Origin of the sequence: Trichococcus shcherbakoviae, assembly GCF_963666195.1 — a bacterium.
GTDB classification, from domain to species: domain Bacteria; phylum Bacillota; class Bacilli; order Lactobacillales; family Aerococcaceae; genus Trichococcus; species Trichococcus shcherbakoviae.
This window is the reverse complement of record NZ_OY762653.1, coordinates 976,448-995,075: the sequence shown is the minus strand read 5'-3', so window position 1 is coordinate 995,075 and position 18,628 is coordinate 976,448. Positions and strand designations below refer to the sequence as shown.

General features: G+C 47.1%; 17 protein-coding genes and 1 other annotated feature (1 of these 18 only partly in view). Of the genes, 15 read left to right on the top strand and 2 right to left on the bottom strand.

The window, feature by feature from the left end:
* Positions 1–150 (bottom strand) — a binding site (T-box leader); it reaches 65 nt to the left of the window's first position.
* 319 nt (positions 151–469) lie between these two features.
* From ACKPBX_RS04595 to purR, 13 genes are all read left to right on the top strand, one after another.
* A complete protein-coding gene (locus tag ACKPBX_RS04595; RefSeq protein WP_319996119.1) occupies positions 470–1,798 on the top strand; it encodes a C40 family peptidase in 1,329 nt (442 codons plus the stop codon).
* 118 nt (positions 1,799–1,916) lie between these two features.
* On the top strand, positions 1,917–2,684 hold the full coding sequence (locus tag ACKPBX_RS04590) for a MerR family transcriptional regulator (RefSeq protein WP_319996118.1): 768 nt from the start codon (positions 1,917–1,919) through the stop codon (positions 2,682–2,684).
* A 276-nt stretch (positions 2,685–2,960) separates the two neighbouring features.
* Complete coding sequence (locus ACKPBX_RS04585) at positions 2,961–4,058, top strand: RNA-guided endonuclease InsQ/TnpB family protein (RefSeq protein WP_319996117.1); 1,098 nt, start codon at positions 2,961–2,963, stop codon at positions 4,056–4,058.
* A gap of 155 nt (positions 4,059–4,213) precedes the next feature.
* Complete coding sequence (metG, locus tag ACKPBX_RS04580) at positions 4,214–6,232, top strand: methionine--tRNA ligase (RefSeq protein ID WP_319996116.1); 2,019 nt, start codon at positions 4,214–4,216, stop codon at positions 6,230–6,232.
* Between the two features lie 113 nt (positions 6,233–6,345).
* Positions 6,346–7,128: a TatD family hydrolase gene (locus ACKPBX_RS04575; RefSeq protein ID WP_086626880.1), complete on the top strand. Its 783-nt coding sequence runs from the start codon at positions 6,346–6,348 to the stop codon at positions 7,126–7,128.
* The gene (rnmV, locus tag ACKPBX_RS04570) at positions 7,125–7,724 is read left to right on the top strand and encodes a ribonuclease M5 (protein ID WP_086626881.1); all 600 of its coding nucleotides are present in this window, start codon (positions 7,125–7,127) and stop codon (positions 7,722–7,724) included. Before ACKPBX_RS04575 ends, rnmV begins: the two co-directional genes overlap by 4 nt.
* Positions 7,721–8,620, top strand: a complete 900-nt coding sequence (rsmA, locus tag ACKPBX_RS04565) for a 16S rRNA (adenine(1518)-N(6)/adenine(1519)-N(6))-dimethyltransferase RsmA (RefSeq protein WP_086626882.1) — start codon at positions 7,721–7,723, stop codon at positions 8,618–8,620. The genes rnmV and rsmA overlap by 4 nt, the downstream gene beginning before the upstream one ends.
* 264 nt (positions 8,621–8,884) lie before the next feature.
* Complete coding sequence (locus ACKPBX_RS04560) at positions 8,885–9,142, top strand: Veg family protein (RefSeq protein WP_068559042.1); 258 nt, start codon at positions 8,885–8,887, stop codon at positions 9,140–9,142.
* Between the two features lie 240 nt (positions 9,143–9,382).
* Positions 9,383–10,243, top strand: a complete 861-nt coding sequence (ispE, locus tag ACKPBX_RS04555) for a 4-(cytidine 5'-diphospho)-2-C-methyl-D-erythritol kinase (RefSeq protein ID WP_140185371.1) — start codon at positions 9,383–9,385, stop codon at positions 10,241–10,243.
* A gap of 428 nt (positions 10,244–10,671) precedes the next feature.
* On the top strand, positions 10,672–11,619 hold the full coding sequence (locus ACKPBX_RS04550) for a metal ABC transporter solute-binding protein, Zn/Mn family (protein WP_319996115.1): 948 nt from the start codon (positions 10,672–10,674) through the stop codon (positions 11,617–11,619).
* Positions 11,620–11,637: 18 nt separating this feature from the next.
* The gene (locus ACKPBX_RS04545) at positions 11,638–12,345 is read left to right on the top strand and encodes a metal ABC transporter ATP-binding protein (RefSeq protein WP_086626885.1); all 708 of its coding nucleotides are present in this window, start codon (positions 11,638–11,640) and stop codon (positions 12,343–12,345) included.
* Positions 12,291–13,100: a metal ABC transporter permease gene (locus tag ACKPBX_RS04540; RefSeq protein ID WP_319996114.1), complete on the top strand. Its 810-nt coding sequence runs from the start codon at positions 12,291–12,293 to the stop codon at positions 13,098–13,100. Before ACKPBX_RS04545 ends, ACKPBX_RS04540 begins: the two co-directional genes overlap by 55 nt.
* A 158-nt stretch (positions 13,101–13,258) precedes the next feature.
* Positions 13,259–14,086, top strand: coding sequence for a pur operon repressor (purR, locus tag ACKPBX_RS04535; RefSeq protein WP_086626887.1), 828 nt, complete (start codon positions 13,259–13,261; stop codon positions 14,084–14,086).
* Between the two features lie 100 nt (positions 14,087–14,186).
* Here purR and ACKPBX_RS04530 read toward each other — a convergent pair whose 3' ends face one another.
* A complete protein-coding gene (locus ACKPBX_RS04530) occupies positions 14,187–14,720 on the bottom strand; it encodes a cupin domain-containing protein (RefSeq protein ID WP_319996113.1) in 534 nt (177 codons plus the stop codon).
* A 206-nt stretch (positions 14,721–14,926) separates the two neighbouring features.
* On the opposite strand from ACKPBX_RS04530, the gene glmU reads away from it, so the two are divergent.
* Together glmU and ACKPBX_RS04520 are read left to right on the top strand one after the other, a co-directional pair.
* Entirely contained in the window at positions 14,927–16,303 is a 1,377-nt protein-coding gene (gene glmU / locus ACKPBX_RS04525; RefSeq protein ID WP_140185367.1) for a bifunctional UDP-N-acetylglucosamine diphosphorylase/glucosamine-1-phosphate N-acetyltransferase GlmU, read from the top strand.
* A gap of 97 nt (positions 16,304–16,400) precedes the next feature.
* Positions 16,401–17,381 carry a ribose-phosphate diphosphokinase gene (locus tag ACKPBX_RS04520; protein ID WP_086626890.1) on the top strand — a complete coding sequence of 327 codons (981 nt, stop codon included), beginning with the start codon at positions 16,401–16,403 and terminating at the stop codon, positions 17,379–17,381.
* Positions 17,382–17,623: 242 nt separating this feature from the next.
* On the opposite strand, the gene ACKPBX_RS04515 is transcribed toward ACKPBX_RS04520, so the two are convergent.
* On the bottom strand, positions 17,624–18,601 hold the full coding sequence (locus ACKPBX_RS04515; RefSeq protein WP_086626891.1) for an L-lactate dehydrogenase: 978 nt from the start codon (positions 18,599–18,601) through the stop codon (positions 17,624–17,626).
* Positions 18,602–18,628 lie beyond the last annotated feature (27 nt).

Sequence of the window (18,628 nt, the reverse complement as noted above, 5' to 3'; positions counted from 1 at the left end):
GCCACTCTGACATGTATCGTATGCCGGCCGCTTATACGCATAAGAAAGCTCCAAAGTGTAATTCGAATCCAGGCTTGCATCAGCTTCCACCAACCGCTGACTCTCTATAGGACAAAATCCCGATTCTACTGTCTTTTTCATCGCTTTTTCTTTTATTGTTTAATTGCCGTAAGTATAGCGCAGTAAAACTTCGGATGTCAACAGTGACAACGAAAAAAGTAATGCTACAGGAATGTTACAAAGTCGGAAGGTGCATGAAATATTACTGATGGCGCGGATTTGGACACATTAGGAGAGTCATTTTACAGAAATGTTACAGTTAGGATACAACTTGACGAAACCGGGTTAAACGAAAAAAAACTATGTTATGATTCATTATGTTGATGAATCTTAAGAAAAACTATAAAAAGTTAAAAGATATATAAGAATTATAACTAACGACAATCGAATGTAAGTGGAGGAATTAGACTTGAAGAAGAAATTAGTGGCTATCGCATTAGCAGGTACGATCCTTGCAACAAGTATAGTAACGCCTTTTACAGCTCAAGCAGATGAAATCTTAACAAAAATCCAACAGCAAGAAACTAAAATTTCTGATTTGGACAGCAAACAAAACACAGCAGCAGAAAACTTGTCTGCAATCACTGCAGAAGTTGATGCAGCCGAACAAAGAGCAGAGACTCTATTGGCAAACCGCGTAAAGACACAAGATGAGATTGTTGCTTTACAAGAAGATATTGCCGAATTGCAAGTTGTCATCGCGCAACGCGAAGAACAACTGGATGAGCAAGCAAGATCTGTTCAAGTGAACGGTTCAAACGAAAACTACTTGAACTTTATCGTAGCATCGGAATCTTTCACAGATTTAGTATCCCGCATTGATGTTGTATCAAAAATGGTTTCAGCCAATAAAGAATTGGTAGAACAGCAAGTTGCGGATCAAAAAGCTGTTGAGGACAAGAAAAATAAAACTGAAGATAACTTAAATGAAATCAATGCAATGGCCATGGAGTTGGAACAACTTAAAGGCGATCTGCAAGTGAAGAGAATCGAACAAGAGAGCGCAGTTGCCGCTTTGGCTGCTGAAAAAGCAACAGCTGAGTCCGACCGCGAAATGTTCTTGGCGCAAAAAGAAGAGGCTGACCAACGCGCTGCCGCAGAGGCTGCTTCCATTGCTGCCGCTGAAGCTGCTGCAGCAACTGTAGCTGCAACAATCGCACAAGCAAGTTCAGAAGAATCTTCTGCCGCTGCATCATCTGTTGACATTGCATCAAGCACAGTAGCAAGTTCCGAGACAGCAGCTCCTGCTCAAACAGTTGCAGCTGCACCAGTTGTTGAGAGTGCACCAGTTGTGTCTGCTCCTGTAGCGGCTGCACCAGCTGCACCAGTCGTGAACACACCCGTTGTGGCTGCACCAGTCGTGACACCGGCGTTATCAGCACCAACAGGCGATGTTGTTTCCATTGCTGCGAAATACATCGGCGTTCCTTATGTATGGGGCGGAAAAACACCATCAGGCTTTGACTGCTCAGGCTTCACGTCTTATGTCTTCAGAGAAGCATACGGCATCGAAATCGGTGGCTACACAGTTCCTCAAGAAAACTCAGGTACGCAGATCGCTGTATCAGCCGCACAAGCGGGAGATTTGATTTTCTGGGGTTCAAGAGGCGCGACTTATCACGTAGCTATCTACGTAGGCGGCGGACAATACATCCACGCTCCAGCACCAGGCCAAACAGTTACTTATTCTTCTTACAACCTTTCCGGCGCATCATTTGCCGTACGTGTTGCAAGATAATCTAAAATTCACGACAGTCCTCCGGGGCTGTCTTTTTTTGATTTTTGCGTTTATGAAGGGAAATTGTTGACCTTGACGCAGCGTCAAGGTGTAAGATGAAATCATCGGAGGGGATAGGATGGAATATACGATCCAAAAATTGAGCCGGTTGGCCGGCGTCAGCACGAGGACGCTGCGTTTCTATGATGAAATCGGCCTGCTGAAGCCCAAACGCACCAGTTCCTCCGGCTACCGCATCTACGGTGAAGCAGAGGTGGACAGGCTGCAGCAGATCCTGTTCTTCAAGAAATTGTCCTTTTCGCTTGAAGAGATCAAAGCAGCGATGGATGATCCGGCATATGACGCGGAACGTTCGTTGGTCGCGCACAAACAGGCTTTGTTGGAAAAAAAGGCAGAAATCGAATTGCTGATCCAAACGGTCGATGCTACGCTGGAAGAAAAAAGAGGAGGCAGAAAGATGAGCGACAAAGAGAAATTTGAAGGCTTGAAGAAGGAGCTGCTCGACGAGAACGAAACCCGCTACGGACAGGAAATCCGCGAAAAATACGGCGAAAAGACCGTTGCGGCATCAAACAAAAAATTCGCAGGAATGAGCGCAGCGGATTTTGATGCGATGCAGGAAATGGCTGCGCGCTTACAGGCGATGCTGACGGAAGCGATGGCTACGGGGGATGCCGGCGGAGAAGCCGCCTTGGCTGTTGCTGCGTTGCATAAACAGTGGCTGAGCTATACTTGGCCGAGCTACTCTCCGGAAGCGCATCGTGGACTGGCCCAGATGTATGTCGACGACGAAAGATTCACGGCATACTACGACAAAGCATCAGGCAAAGGAGCCGCCGCCTTTTTGCGGGATGCGATCCACAACTATACTGAAAAAGCTGAATGACGCTGGTGAGGCCGGGAGCTGAACGTTGCTTTCGGTTTTTTTTTGCGTGGATCCGGAGGTGCAGGCGTTGGCAGGAGGTTACCGCTTGTTTCGAATTTCGCGCCCCAACCCTTGACTTTTGTGGTAGAATGGTACGGTAAGTTGCGTACATTCGCAAAGAACTTAGAATTCAGGGAGGCTTTAAACAGTCAATAAAAATCTCCTCAAATGCATTCAAATCTTTTATTTTTGATTCCATTTCCTCTATACTTTGCGTATAGAAAGGGATGATGCGAGATGATGCTGACTAAGAAGGTCCGTTTGATTGTGACAGACGAAACTTCCAAACTCTACCAAGCAGCCGGCGTTGCCCGCTGGGCGTACAACTACACGATCCGGATGCAGGAAATGAACCATCGCTTCGGTGGGACATTAATCAGCGACAATGAACTGCGGAAGCACATCACCAAGATGAAGAAGCGCAAGAAATATGCCTGGCTGAACGACGTGTCCAACAATGTCGTCAAACAAGCGGTCAAGGATGCCTGCAAAGCCTACAAAGCCTTCTTCAATGGGCAAACTCAGCATCCCCGATTTAAGACCAAACGCCGGTCCACACCGAGTTTCTACAATGACTGCGTCAAGCTGAAAGTGAAAGGCAACCGCGTCCTGTTGGAAAAAATCGGTTGGGTCAAAACCAACGAACCGTTGCCCGTGGATTGCAAATACTACAACCCGCGCATCAAGTTCGACGGCAAATATTGGTATCTGACGGTCGGCGTCGAGGTGACCCCGAAAATCGTCGAAGTAGACGATCGGGTTGTAGGGGTGGATGTAGGCATCAAGGAGTTGGCTGTCACCTCCGATGGTGTTTTCTACAACAACATCAACAAAACAGCCTCCGTGAGGAAAGCGGAGAAACGCCTCAAGAGATTGCAACGGCGTGCAAGCAGAAAATACAAGAAAGGAACGCCTAAATCTAAGCATCTCCTAAAACTAGAAGGTGAAATCCGAAAGCAACACAGACGCTTAGCCAACATTAGAACCAATCATGTCCATCAAGCAACAGCGGAGATCGTGAAATCCAAACCCTCCCGCATTGTGATGGAAACGCTGAACATCAGCGGCATGATGAAGAACAAGCATTTGGCTAAGGCAATCGCAAATCAGAAACTCTATTTCTTCAAACAATGCCTGCAATACAAATGCGAACTAAATGGCATTGTCTTTGTGGAAGCGGACCAGTGGTTTCCAAGTTCCAAGTTGTGCAACAAGTGCGGAACGCTCAAAAAGGACCTGAAACGTAGCGACAGGGTCTACCACTGCACCTGCGGCCATCATTGCGATAGGGATCTGAACGCAAGCTACAATCTGAGGGATTACCAAGCAGTCTAACGGTACCTCGGATATGTACGACTCGTTGCATCGGAATTTACGCCCTCGGAGTGTTACATAAACAAGAGTAGTCCGTAAGGACAAAATTGGACACGAAGAACAGGGAAGCAAACATAAACTAGATTTAGTTAGATTTATGGCAACGGCACTCATTCGTGGCTAAATACAATAACACATTTTATATCACTACTCCAATCTATTATCCGAGCGGTAAGCTCCATATCGGAAATGCGTATTCTACAATCGCATGCGATGTAATGGCGCGCTATAAAAAACTGATGGGATTCGATGTGTTCTACCTGACCGGTTCAGATGAGCACGGACAAAAAATCGAGAACAAAGCTGCAGAATTGGGCATCACACCGAAAGAATATGTGGACGGCATGGCCCAGGATATGCAGGATCTATGGAAACGTCTGGACATTTCCAACAACAAGTTCATCCGCACGACTGATGATGACCACGTGCAGGCCGTTCAGCAGATCTTCGAACAATTATTGGCACAAGGCGACATCTATCTTGGTGAATACGAAGGTTGGTATTCCGTTTCCGACGAAGAGTTCTTCACGGAAACTCAATTGGCTGAAGTGTATCGTGATGCCGACGGAAAAATCATCGGCGGGGTTGCTCCAAGCGGCCATGAAGTCGAGTTGGTGAAAGAGGAGTCCTACTTCTTCCGCATGAGCAAATACGCGGATCGCCTTTTGGCTTATTACGATGCGCATCCTGATTTCATCCAACCGGAATCGCGCAAAAACGAGATGGTCAACAATTTCATCAAACCAGGCCTTGAGGATCTGGCTGTATCACGGACGACCTTTACTTGGGGGATTCCCGTGAAGAGCAATCCGAAGCACGTGGTCTATGTTTGGATTGACGCATTGGCGAACTACATCACTGCCTTGGGCTATGGTTCGGCTGATGATTCGCTTTACCAAAAATATTGGCCGGCTGATGTGCACATGGTCGGAAAAGAAATCGTCCGCTTCCACACCATTTATTGGCCGATCATGCTGATGGCACTGGATCTTCCGCTTCCGAAGAAAATCTTCGGACACGGGTGGCTTTTGATGAAGGAAGGCAAAATGTCCAAATCCAAAGGCAACGTTGTGTATCCGGATATGTTGGTGGACCGCTTCGGGTTGGATGCTTTGCGCTACTACCTGATGCGCGAAGTGACTTTTGGCAGCGACGGCATCTTCACGCCGGAAGACTACGTGAACCGGATCAACTATGATTTGGCGAACGATCTGGGCAACTTGCTGAACAGAACAATCGCGATGGTCAATAAATATTTCGGGGGTAACATCCCTGCGGCACTAGCAGCGGAAACGGCTTTCGATGCGGAACTAAAAGCGATGGCAGCGGAAGTGACCGAGAATTACCAGAAGGAAATGGACAACATGCAGTTCAGTTCGGCCTTGTCCGAAACATGGCGCCTCATTTCCCGCGCGAACAAATACATCGATGAGACAGCTCCATGGGTCTTGGCGAAGGATGAATCCAAGCAAGCGGAGTTGGGAAGCGTCATGTCGCATTTGGCGGAAACCTTGCGCGTCGTCGGCATTCTCCTGTCTCCGTTCATGACGCAAGCGCCGTTCAGAATGTATGAACAACTTGGATTGGACTTCGAAAAACAAGGCGCTTGGGAAAATGTGGCCTTCGGAACGTTCCCTGCGGACGTGAAGGTAGTTGAAAAAGGCACCCCTATTTTCCCTCGTCTCGTTACGGAAGAAGAAGTCGCCTACATCAAGGAACAAATGGGCGGAACAGCACCAGTGGAAGAGGAAATGGTCGCGGCTGAATGGGATCCGACGACTACCGTACTGACTTCCGAAAAGGAAAAACAGATCAAATATGAAGACTTCGATAAAGTCGAGCTGAAGGTAGCTGAAGTCATCGATTGCCAGAAAGTCGAAGGCGCGGACAAGTTGCTGAAATTCCGTCTGGATGCGGGTGATGAAGGTCATCGCCAAATCCTGTCGGGCATTGCGCAATGGTATCCGGATCCTGCATATTTCATCGGCAAGAAAGTCATCATCGTCGCTAACCTGAAAGCGCGCAAAATGAAGGGTGAAATCAGCCAAGGAATGATCCTTTCTGCTGAAAAGGATGGCGTGCTGCAAGTGATACTCGCACCTGAATCGGCAGCAAATGGTTCGACAGTGGCATAAGGGTTTTTGTGATTCAAGGAGCCTGGGACAGTTGTCCCGGACTCCTTTGTCCATTTTAGATGCAGAAGAATCAGGGCAGGCTAAGCCTTCCCGCAGGAACCGGAAAGGAATCTATGGATAAACTATTATTTGATACACACACGCATCTGAATGTGGACGCTTTTGTGGAAGATGTGGATGCGGCCATCGGAAGGGCCCACGAAGCCGGTGTCGGAAGATTTGCTGTAGTGGGATTCGATGCGGACACAATAAAAAAATCGCTCGAATTGAGCGCAAAATATCCCGAAATCTACAGCATCATCGGCTGGCATCCTACTGAAGCAGCCACCTATACTGCAGCAGTGGAAGACAGCCTGATGGCATTGCTTGAAGAAAAAAAGGTTGTTGCCATGGGCGAAATGGGTCTGGACTATCACTGGGACACAGCGCCGCATGACGTCCAAGCGAAAGTGTTCAGAAGGCAAATCGCGATCGCAAAAGAATTGGAACTGCCGATCAGCATCCATATGCGTGATGCCATCGAAGACACGTACCGCATTCTGAAGGAAGAGGATGTGCGCGACATAGGCGGCATCATGCACAGCTTCAGCGGTGACGTGAACTACATGAAGAAGTTTTTGGATTTGGGCATGCACATTTCGATCAGCGGCGTCGTCACCTTCAAAAAGGCGACAGAAGTGCATGAAGTGGCCAAAGCTGTTCCGATCGAGAGACTCTTGGTCGAAACTGATGCGCCTTATCTGGCTCCCGTTCCTTTCCGGGGAAAGCGAAACGAGCCGGCATATGTCCGCTATGTAGCCGAAAAGATTGCTGAATTACGTGGCCAGACCTTCGAAGAGATCGCGCTGCAGACTACCAAAAACGCAAATACATTATTCGGGTTGGATGATAGATGAAAATAGAAGAGATTATAGTGGTCGAGGGGAAAGACGATACAAGACGGATCAAACTGGCGGTGGAAGCTGATACGATCGAAACGAACGGATCAGCAATCAACGAAGAAACGCTGCAGCTGATCGCCCATGCGCAAGCGACACGTGGCGTCATCGTCTTCACCGATCCGGATTTTCCAGGCGGGAAGATCCGGGCAACGATCGTTGAACGGATCCCCGGCGTCAAGCATGCGTTTTTACGCAAGGATGACGCGCAATCCCCGAAAGGCGGAAGCCTCGGAATCGAGCATGCCTCTCCGGAAACCATAAGGGAAGCGCTGAAAAATATCTACACGCAAAGGCAAGCAGAAACGAGCGACATCGACAGGAAATTCCTGGATGAATGGCGCTTGGTCGGACATGCTGACTCAAGCCGTTACCGGGAGTTGCTGGGGGATGCGCTTGGGATCGGGCATACGAACGGGAAACAGTTGTTGAAACGCCTGCGCATGTTCCAATTGGAAAAAGAAGCTGTTAACGCAGCGATGACGGCCATTTTGAAAGAACTGGATGAAAAGGATAGCCTGACCGCTCTGCGGCAGGAGGAGGAAAACAAATGAGTGGATTAGAATACCATAAGGATATAGCAACACCGAGCAGAACGAACGCCATCTTAAAAAAATACCATTTGACCATGAAGAAGAGCCTAGGCCAAAATTTTTTGGTTGACCCGAATATACTGACGAAGATGGTTGCTGCAGCCGGCATAGATGAAAACACCAATGTGATCGAGATCGGCCCCGGTATCGGAGCCTTGACGGAACGCCTTGCCAGAGAAGCCAAAAAAGTAGTGGCATTTGAAGTGGACAAACGTCTGGCGCCGATTCTGAAGACGGAACTAGCGGAATACGATAATATCGAAATCATTTTTCAGGATATTCTGGAGGCAAATGTTCCGCAAGTCATCGAAGAGCATTTTGAACCGGCCGACCGCTTGGTGGTGGCAGCGAATCTGCCTTACTATATCACGACGCCGATCATCATGAATTTCATAGAGACTGACTTACCGATCGACACGTTTGTGATGATGATGCAAAAGGAAGTCGCTCAACGCATGACAGCCAAGCCTGGAACGAAAGCATTCGGTTCATTGACGATTGCTATCGACTACTATACAGAAGCCGAGATTGCCTTCATCGTTCCGAAAACCGTTTTTGTGCCGCAACCGAATGTCGATTCAGCAATCCTGAAGCTGCAGCGCAGAGCGGAACCTAAAGTCAAAGTTACCGATGAGGCGTTCTTCTTTGATTTGGTGCGCGCCGGTTTCAATCAACGCAGAAAAACGCTCTGGAACAATCTGCAATCACGCTACGGCAAAACGGAAGAGATCAAGGCAGCTTTGACAGCCGGACTTGAAGAAGCCGGCATTGAGCCTTCAAAACGGGGAGAAGCACTAAGCATCGAACAATTTGCGGACTTGGCGAATGCCTTGGTCAAATATTTGGACGTTCAATAGAACATCAAAAAATAACCTGATATTTCCGCGTCCAGAAGCACCATCGGTACGGATGCCTCACCATCCGGATCCCATTGCGAAGGAAAGGTGATGCATCCGCAGTGCAATTTTCCATTCAGCAGTTTTACTAAATAAAAGTAAAAAAATTTGATAAGATTTCTTTAAAAATTTATTCGTTTCATAGTTGCGTGCATACGTCCTCTGTGATATACTTGTTATTTTAATTTATCTGTGTTATACTGTGAATCAGTGAGGTGAAACAGAATGCCGGATAATTTGAGTCAGATTAAGGAACAACTGGAATGTCACTTAGGGCAGAAAGTTATGCTGACTGCGCAAGCAGGACGCAAACGCAAGACAGAACGAAAAGGTATTTTACGGGAAACGTATCATGCTGTATTTGTGGTTGATCTAGACCAAAACGAAAATGCATTTGAACGTGTATCATACAGTTATGCAGATGTTTTAACCGAAGCTGTAGAGATCTTATTTTATGATGAAGAAAAATGCCAGTACGCTTAAATTATGTAAGAACTTATTCCAAATAAATCAAACAGACATCGAAATGTCTGTTTTTTTTTTTATCGAAAAATCGCCTGCTGGAAGAGAAATCGTGTATGGGAAAAACCGGTTCCGGGCACAGAGCCGTGAGATATTGATCATTCAGAAAGTAATTCTTGGTTATTGACATATAATTCTTTTAAAAACGGCACGCTTACGCTAGTATTGTAGTATAAGAACAGTTGAGAGGAGCGTGGAGCGATGGAATGGATTGAACGGGCACCGGCAAAAATAAATTTGGCGTTAGATGTATTGTATAAGCGGGATGACCTTTATCATGAACTCGAAATGGTGATGGCTTCAGTCGACCTCGCGGACCATCTTACGTTTACTCCTCTCGAAAAAGATGAAATCAGAATCTACACGAACAAAGTGTTTTTGCCCGTGGATACGCGAAATCATGTCTATCAAGCGGTAAAGCTTCTCAAAGACCGTTGCGGGATAAAGAAGGGGATCAAAATCGAAATCGACAAGAAAATCCCTGTCGCTGCCGGATTGGGCGGCGGCAGCACGGATGCGGCTGCGGCTTTGCGCGCGCTGAACAAGATTTGGGATCTGCAGCTTTCTGTTGAGGAACTGATTGCGATCGGCAACCAAGTAGGCTCGGATGTTCCCTACAGCATAGTGGGCGGCACAGCCTTCGTATCAGGCCGAGGGGAAATCGTCCGCAAACTGCGACCGATGCCATCCTGTTGGGTGATTTTGGCGAAACCGCGCCTGAGCGTCTCGACGAAGACGATTTTCCGACTGTTGGCTGTCGAGCAACTGCAGCACAAACCGACTTCCCGCATCGTAGCGCAAGCCATCGAGGAGGGCGATTACGAGCGGATGTGTCAGAACGTTGGGAATGCTTTAGAGCAAGTGACCTTCAATAAGCATCCGGAACTGCGCCAATTGAAGGACCGGATGGAGAAGTACGGCCTTGATGGCGTGACGATGAGCGGCAGTGGCCCTACCATCATCGGATTCAGCAGAAACACGTCGCGCATCAAAAGAGCCTATAACAGTCTGCGCGGATTCTGCGAAGAAGTATACATGGTCCGACTGCTCAACGAAGAATGAATAGAAAAGCGGGACAAGCCCGCTCTGCCTCGAAAGAAATTTAGGAAATCTGGCCTCGCAACGTTCCCTACGGTCACCTTATACTGGGACTCTAAGGGATGAACCCCTAAGACTCCCATGCAAATGAGCATCGCAGAGCGCAATGGGTCAGATTTATCTAATTTCCGAGAGGCAGGCTTGGACCGCTAGCCATCATTTTAGATGCATAAAACATTTTGAAAATCTTTAATACACCTATGGTGATGCACAGCCGAAATTTAAATGCAAGACTATCTATGCCAGACAAAAACCGCGAATCCCCCTGAAGGGTGTTTGCGGTTTTTGCTTGTGAAATGGAAGCGGAATGGTTGACGCGTTGCATCCAATTGTGATAAAGTGTCTATCGGGACTTAAACAGTAATCATTACGTTTTGGAGGGATAATAAATTATGCTAAATAGATTGAAACTGACAGGCATTCTGTCTGCAGCTGCTCTTGTTCTGGTTGGTTGCGGAACGAGTGGAAGCGATGAATCAGCCGTTTCTGAAGATGGGATACAGGTTGTCACAACCTTCTATCCGATGTATGACTTTGCGAAAAATGTGGTAGGCGATAATGGCGAAGTTTCCGTTTTGCTGGATGCCGGACAAGAATCGCATGGCTATGAGCCGACTCCACAGGATATCGCGGCCATTGCTGACGCTGATGTGTTCGTATACAACAGCGATGAAATGGAAACGTGGGTACCCAGCGTGTTGGAGTCCATTGAATCGAGCGATGTGATCGTCGTCGAGGCTGCCGAGGATATCGCGCTTTTTGAGTTGGAAGAGGCTGCCGAAGAAGAGCACAGTGATGAAGAAGGCGAAGATGCCCACGACGTCGATCCGCATGTCTGGTTGGATCCGGTGTATGCACAAGAGGAAGTGGCCGCCATTTTGGCCGGAGTCCTTGAGGCGGATGAAGCCAACAAAGAGAGTTACGAAGCGAATGCGGCTGCCTTTAACGAAAAATTGGCGAAACTGGATACGGCCTATCAGACTGCCTTTGAGACTGCCGAAAACCGCACATTCGTCGTCCAGCACGCAGCTTTCGGCTATATCGCCCGTCGCTACGAACTGACTGAAGTGGCGGTATCCGATGTGTCATCCGATGCGGAACCGAATCCTGCCAAGCTGGCTGAACTGCAACAATTTATGATCGATAATCAGATCACTACCGTTTATTACTCGGACAGTGCCTCTTCGAAAACCGCAGAAACGCTTGCCGAAGAAGCAGGGGCTACACTTGAAGTGCTGAGTCCGCTTGAAGGGATAACCGATGAAGACCAAGAAGCGGGCAAAGATTACCTGAGTGTGATGGAAGAAAATTTGACAGCTTTGAAAAAAGTGATCCAGTAAGAGAAGAGAGGGATTCAAGTGGAATATATCGATGTACAGCATCTGTCGTTCTATTACGATGATGAACCTGTCCTGCAGGATATCACATTCCAAGTGCACGAAGGGGAATTCGTCATCCTTACAGGCGAAAACGGCGCCGCGAAATCCACTTTATTGAAGAGCATCCTGGGCCTATTGAATCCCCGGGAGGGCAGCGCGACGATTTCGAAGGTGAACTATCGTGGGGAAAAGCTTACGATCGGTTATGCACCGCAGCAAATTTCGTCGTTCAATATCGGGTTTCCGAGCAGGGTACTTGAGTTTGTGGAGTCGGGCAGATACCAAAAAGGCAAATGGTTCAAAAAATTGGATGAAGAAGATAATACCCATGTAAAAAAAGCTTTGGAATCAGTGGGCATGTGGGAGATGCGCAACAAAAAAATCGGTGAACTATCCGGTGGCCAAAAACAACGCATCGCCTTGGCCCGCATTTTCGCAACCGATCCGGACTTGTTTGTGCTCGATGAGCCGACAACCGGAATGGACAAGGAATCGCGTGAGCGTTTCTATCGTTTGCTGAAACACAATTCACAAGTCCACAATAAAGCAATCATCATGGTGACGCACGAGCATGAAGATATCAAAGAATTTATGGATACCCATATTCAGTTGGTCAGAAAGGAGGATTCGCCGTGGAGATGTTTCTCTATGGATTTATGCAAAGAGCCTTCCAAGCATCAACATTAATCGCAATCATGGCACCCATTTTGGGCCTGCTGCTGATTTTGCGCCGGCAATCCTTGATGGCGGATACGCTGTCGCATGTTTCCTTAGCAGGGGTTGCTTTAGGAATGCTCCTCAATATCAATCCTACGCTTACAACATTAGCCATCGTCATTTTGGCGGCGATCGGGATCGAATATTTGCGCGTCATCTTCAAAGGCTATTCGGAAATATCCATCGCAATCCTGATGGCTACGGGAATGGCGGTAGCATTGGTTTTGATGAGCTTCGTATCCGGGAAACAGAACGCAAGTGTCGAGCAGTTTTTGTTCGGATCGATCATCACCATCAATGATGAGCAGATCCTCATCTTGTTGGCATTGGCAATCATAGTCGTTTTGTTGTATCTGATTTTCCGCAAACCGTTGTATGTGTTGACGTTTGATGAAGACACGGCCCATACAGCGGGCTTGCCGGTCCGCATGATGTCGCTGCTGGTTTCGGTGATTACGGGGGTTGCCATCAGCGTGGTAATGCCGATTACCGGTTCGCTATTGGTTTCTTCAATCATGATTCTGCCGGCAGCCATCTCGATGAGATTGGTGCATACCTTCAACGGCGTTATCCTGCTTGGGATAGGCATCGGTTTGACGGGAATGTACGGGGGATTGTTCGCATCCTATCAATACGGGACGCCTCCCGGTGCCACAATCACCTTGGTTTTTGTGGCCATGTTCATTTTGACCAGCATCTATAAGGTCATCGCCGAAAAGAAGTAGAATCTTAACAATAAGATATATGGACAAGAGCAGAACATTGCTCTTGTTTTTTTTGCTAAAATTCGATTAAAAACGAACAATCAACAATTAAAAGCTTCCATTTTTCAGGAACCAACTATATAATAGGGAAAAGAACGCAATATGAGGAGAGATTTGGATTGAAAATAAAGCGCAGTGAACGGTTAGTCGATATGACCCGTTACTTATTAGAGAGACCGCATCGGTTGATTTCATTGACCTATTTCGCTAAACGTTATGAATCAGCGAAATCATCCATCAGTGAAGACTTATCCATCATCAAAAAAACATTTGAAGATCGGGGAACAGGGATTGTCGAAACGCTGCCGGGTGCAGCAGGCGGCGTCAAATATATTCCGACAATCACCAAAGAAAATGCCCGCGAAATTATAGAAGAAATGTGCGAAATCATGAACAGTAAAGATCGTCTGCTGCCAGGGGGATACGTTTATCTTTCCGACATGTTGGGCAATCCGGAAATCCTGCAGAAAATCGGACGTGTAATCGCGGCTCAATACGTCGACAAAAAAGTCGATGCAGTCATGACGGTAGCCACTAAAGGGGTTCCAATCGCGCAAGCGGTTGCCACTTATCTGAATGTGCCGTTCGTCATCGTGCGCCGTGATTCGAAAATTACCGAAGGCTCCACAGTGAGCATCAATTACGTTTCAGGTTCATCCGATCGTGTTGAAAAAATGGAGCTATCCAAGCGCAGTTTGCCGCGCGGTTCAAAAGTTCTCATCGTCGATGATTTCCTGAAAGGCGGCGGCACAATCAACGGTATGCGCAGCATGATTTCCGAATTCGAATCGGAGACAGTCGGCGTAACCGTCTTCGCTGAAGCTGGCTACAATTCCAAGCGTGAAGTATTCGATTATACGTCACTGATCCGCGTAAACAATATCGACCTGAAAGATCATTCCATCAGCGTGGGCTTGGGCAATTATTTCGATTCAAGCACCGAGTGAGAATAATCATTAAAAAAGAGCTGGACCTTAAAATCAAGGACCGGCTCTTTGGTTTGTCTTGGGAATTGAAATTTGGATTCGCCAAGTGTAATTGGAGAATTCACACGTTATCTTTCCTGAAAGAAGCCTCAGGCAGTTTTTTGTAGGCCAATTTTTCCAAAATGCTTCCGTAATCAGGATAAACTTTGATTAGCGCATCATAAGGCAGCAATTCAAAATCACGGTAATCGAATCCTGGTGAAACCATGCAACTTACGAGAGCATAGTCTCCGGATGATCCTTCGACGCTGCTTCCAAAGATGACACCTTTCGGAACCGTAAATTGGAAAAGTTCCCCTTTTTCGGGATGGCGCCCCATCTTGACTGCCTCGTAACGGCCGTCGGGATACAACAGATGGATCGACAAGGTGCTGCCCTCATGAAAATACCAAGCCTCATCGGATTTCAAGCGGTGAAAATGGGAAGGGTTGTCTGCAGTCAACAAGAAGAGAATGTTGCTGTAGAGATAGCGTTCCCTCCGGTCCTCGGTAACGATCAGTTCGGGAGAATGGCCCGTTTCACGAAAGTAGCCGCCTTCCGCATGCGGTTGAAGCAACAGTTCGTGTATCCAAAATGATGCAGTCGGTTTTGTCATTGGGATCAATCCTTTCGGTGTGTCTTACTGTCTACAAGTATATCCAAAAAACCGGTCAATAAGAAACAATGTATCCGCATTCTTCGTATTTCCATTAGAAAATGAAAAGAAGTCTGAATTTATGTACGACATCATATTGAAAAAAGCAAGTTTTTAGGCTAAGATAATTTAGTTGAAGGAATAAAATGAAAAGATAGGAGTTGCTTATGGCTAATCGTTTTGCAATCATACTTGCTGCTGGTCAAGGAACGCGCATGAAAAGTAAGCTTTATAAAGTACTGCATGCAGTTTGCGGAAAACCAATGGTAGAGCACGTCGTGGATCAAGTAGAGGCTGCTGGCATTGAAAAGGTAGTGACAATTGTAGGGCACGGTGCGGATACTGTTAAAGGATGCTTGGGGGATCGTTCGGAATATGTATTGCAGGCGCAACAATTGGGAACAGGGCACGCTGTCCTGCAAGCGCAAGCTGTGCTGGAGAACGAAGAGGGCACTACGTTGGTCATCTGCGGAGATACACCGCTCTTGACTGCAGAGACGTTGGAATCCTTGTTGCAATACCATGAAGAGAAAAAAGCGAAAGCAACTATCCTGACAGCGCATGCTGCTGATCCGAACGGCTATGGCCGCATCATCAGAAATGCGTCAGATAACGTAGAAAAAATTGTGGAACAAAAAGACGCTTCTCCGGAAGAAGTGCTTGTGCAGGAAATCAATACAGGCACGTATGCGTTCGATAACAAGTTTTTGTTTGCCGCGCTGCAATCAGTAGGCAACAACAATGCGCAAGGCGAGTATTACCTGCCGGATGTCATCGAAATCCTGAAGAACCAAGGCGAAATCGTTACGGCTTACCAGATGAGCGACATGGGCGAAGCTTTGGGCGTGAACGATCGTGTGGCGTTGGCTGAAGCCTCCGTCTACATGAAGAGACGCATCAATGAAAAACATATGCGCAATGGTGTTACTTTGATCGACCCGGATGCTACCTACATCGAGGCGGATGTGATCATCGGAAGTGATACAGTCATTGAACCGAACGTATTCCTGAAAGGGAAAACAATCATCGGGGAAGATTGTTTCATCGGATCAGGCTCAGAACTGAGCAACACAACGATCGGTGACCGTGTCCAAATCAGAAGTTCAAATCTGGAGGACTCCGTGATGGAATCGGACAGCAACATCGGTCCGTTCAGCCACCTGAGACCGAACAGCCACATCGGAAAACGCGTCCACATCGGAAATTTTGTGGAAGTGAAGAATGCGGTATTGAACGAAGACACAAAAGTCGGACATCTGACTTATGTGGGAGACGCGGATCTCGGTAAAAATATCAACGTCGGTTGCGGCACTGTCTTCGTGAATTATGACGGCAAGCACAAACACCGTTCCAGCATCGGCGACAATACATTCATCGGTTGCAACGTGAACATTGTGGCGCCTGTCAACGTAGAGGCCAACACATTCCTGGCTGCAGGTTCGACCATCACCAAAGATGTGCCTGAAGGCGCGATGGGCATCGCCCGCAGCCGCCAGGAGAACAAACCCGGCTATTGGGAAAAATTGCCGCCAGCTAAAAAATAAAAGCAAAACCTTATACATGTATGGTAGAATGATTTTGAAAATACAATATCAGTATGTGTTTAATTTGGTAAAAACAAAAGATTAACGGAGGATTATCATGACAGAACATTACAAAGATCCAAAACTTAAGATTTTTTCCTTAAGTTCAAATCGCCCTTTGGCTGAGAAAATTGCGGCTGACGTTGGTGTCGAGTTAGGAACCCTTTCTTCATCCCAATTCAGCGATGGGGAAATCAAAATCAACATCGACGAAAGTATCCGCGGTTGCCACGTTTACGTCATCCAATCAACAAGCTCTCCGGTAAACGACCACTTGATGGAACTTTTGATCATGATCGATGCTTTGAAGCGCGCAAGTGCCAAAACAATCAACATCGTGTTGCCTTATTATGGTTATGCACGCCAAGACCGCAAAGCGCAATCACGTGAACCGATCACAGCGAAACTGGTGGCGAACATGATCACCAATGCTGGCGCTGACAGATTGTTGACACTTGATATGCATGCTCCTCAAATCCAAGGTTTCTTCGATATCCCGGTTGATCATTTATTGGGGGCTCCGTTGTTGGCAAGCTACTTCTTGGATCATGAAGTCTTGCATGATGACGTAGTCGTTGTTTCGCCTGATCACGGTGGCGTGACAAGAGCCCGCAAACTGGCTGAATTCATCAAAGCTCCGATTGCCATCATCGACAAGAGAAGACCGAAAGCGAACGTTGCTGAAGTAATGAACATCATCGGTAATGTCGAAGGTAAAAAATGTATCCTGATCGACGACATGATCGACACTGCCGGAACAATCACATTGGCTGCCCAAGCACTGCAAGATGCAGGCGCGTTGGATGTCTATGCTTGCTGCACACATGCTGTATTGTCAGGTCCAGCCATGGACCGCATCAACAACTCCGTAATCAAAGAATTGATCGTTACTGACTCGATCAATATCCCTGCTGACAAAGTCAGCGATAAAATCGTAATGGTTTCCGTGTCACAATTGATTGCTGAAGCAATCAAACGTATCCACGAAAACCGCTCAGTAAGCCCGTTGTTCCAAGAAAAATTCGTAATCATCGACTAAAAATCCGTTAGACAAAAAAAGTCCTCCCTTGGAGGGCTTTTTTTGTTTGGAGCTGCGGTTGTAGCTTCGTAATGCGGCTGGAAAACATGAATAACTCAAAAGAATCCATGTTTTCGAGCCCCCAACCCCCAACAGCCCCTAAAAAACCAAACCCCACATCACCGAAACCCGCAACAAACCAAAATAAAAAAACACCCGCCAGTCCCAAAAAGGGACTGGCGGGTGTTTGAAATCGGATACGATTATTTTGCGTCTGCTTCCAGGCTGGCGAATCCTTCTTCCAACACTTTTTTCAATGTGTTAGCGGATAGATCCATTTTTTCCTGTTCTGCATCAGATAAAGGAATTTCGATGATGTTGCGGATACCGGCACGGTTGATGACTGCCGGCACGCCGATGAAGATATCTTTGTGGTTATATTCCCCATCCAGATAGACGGATAAAGGCATGATCGCATTTTCGTCATTCAGGATTGCTTTTGTGATACGGGCTAAGGCTACGGCGATACCATAGAAAGTCGCTCCTTTTTTCTCGATGATTTCATATGCGGCATCGCGCACTTTGAAGAAGACATCGACTAAAGCTTGTTCATCAACAGCTGAAGTTTGTTTCACCCATTCGTAAATTTGCAGGCCGCCAACATTAGCGTGGGACCATACAGGGAATTCTGTGTCGCCGTGTTCCCCTAAGATATAGGCGTGAACGTTACGGGCATCTACGCCTACAAGCGCAGAGATGCTTTGACGGAAGCGAGCGCTGTCCAGTGAAGTGCCGGAACCGATGACGCGGTTAGCAGGAAGTCCTGAAAATTTCCAAGTCGCATAAGTGAGCACATCCACTGGATTGGATGCTACCAAGAAAATGCCGTCGAAACCGCTAGCCATGATTTCTCCGATGATTGACTTGAAGATGCGCAAGTTTTTGCTTACTAAATCGAGACGTGTTTCACCAGGTTTTTGAGCAGCTCCTGCAGTCAATACAACGATATCAGCGTCGTGGCAATCTGCGTATGATGCTGCATAGATTTTCTTGGGTGAAGTATAAGCTAAAGCGTGGGAAAGATCGATGGCGTCTCCCTCTGTTTTTGCTTTGTTTATATCAATGATACCCAACTCATGACCAATATTTTGTGTAACCAATGCGAACGCATAACTTGACCCTACAGCGCCGTCACCGACTAAAATAACTTTTTGTCCTGTATTTCCACTCAATTCTGCCATTATAATGCTCCTCTCGCTATTTGCTGA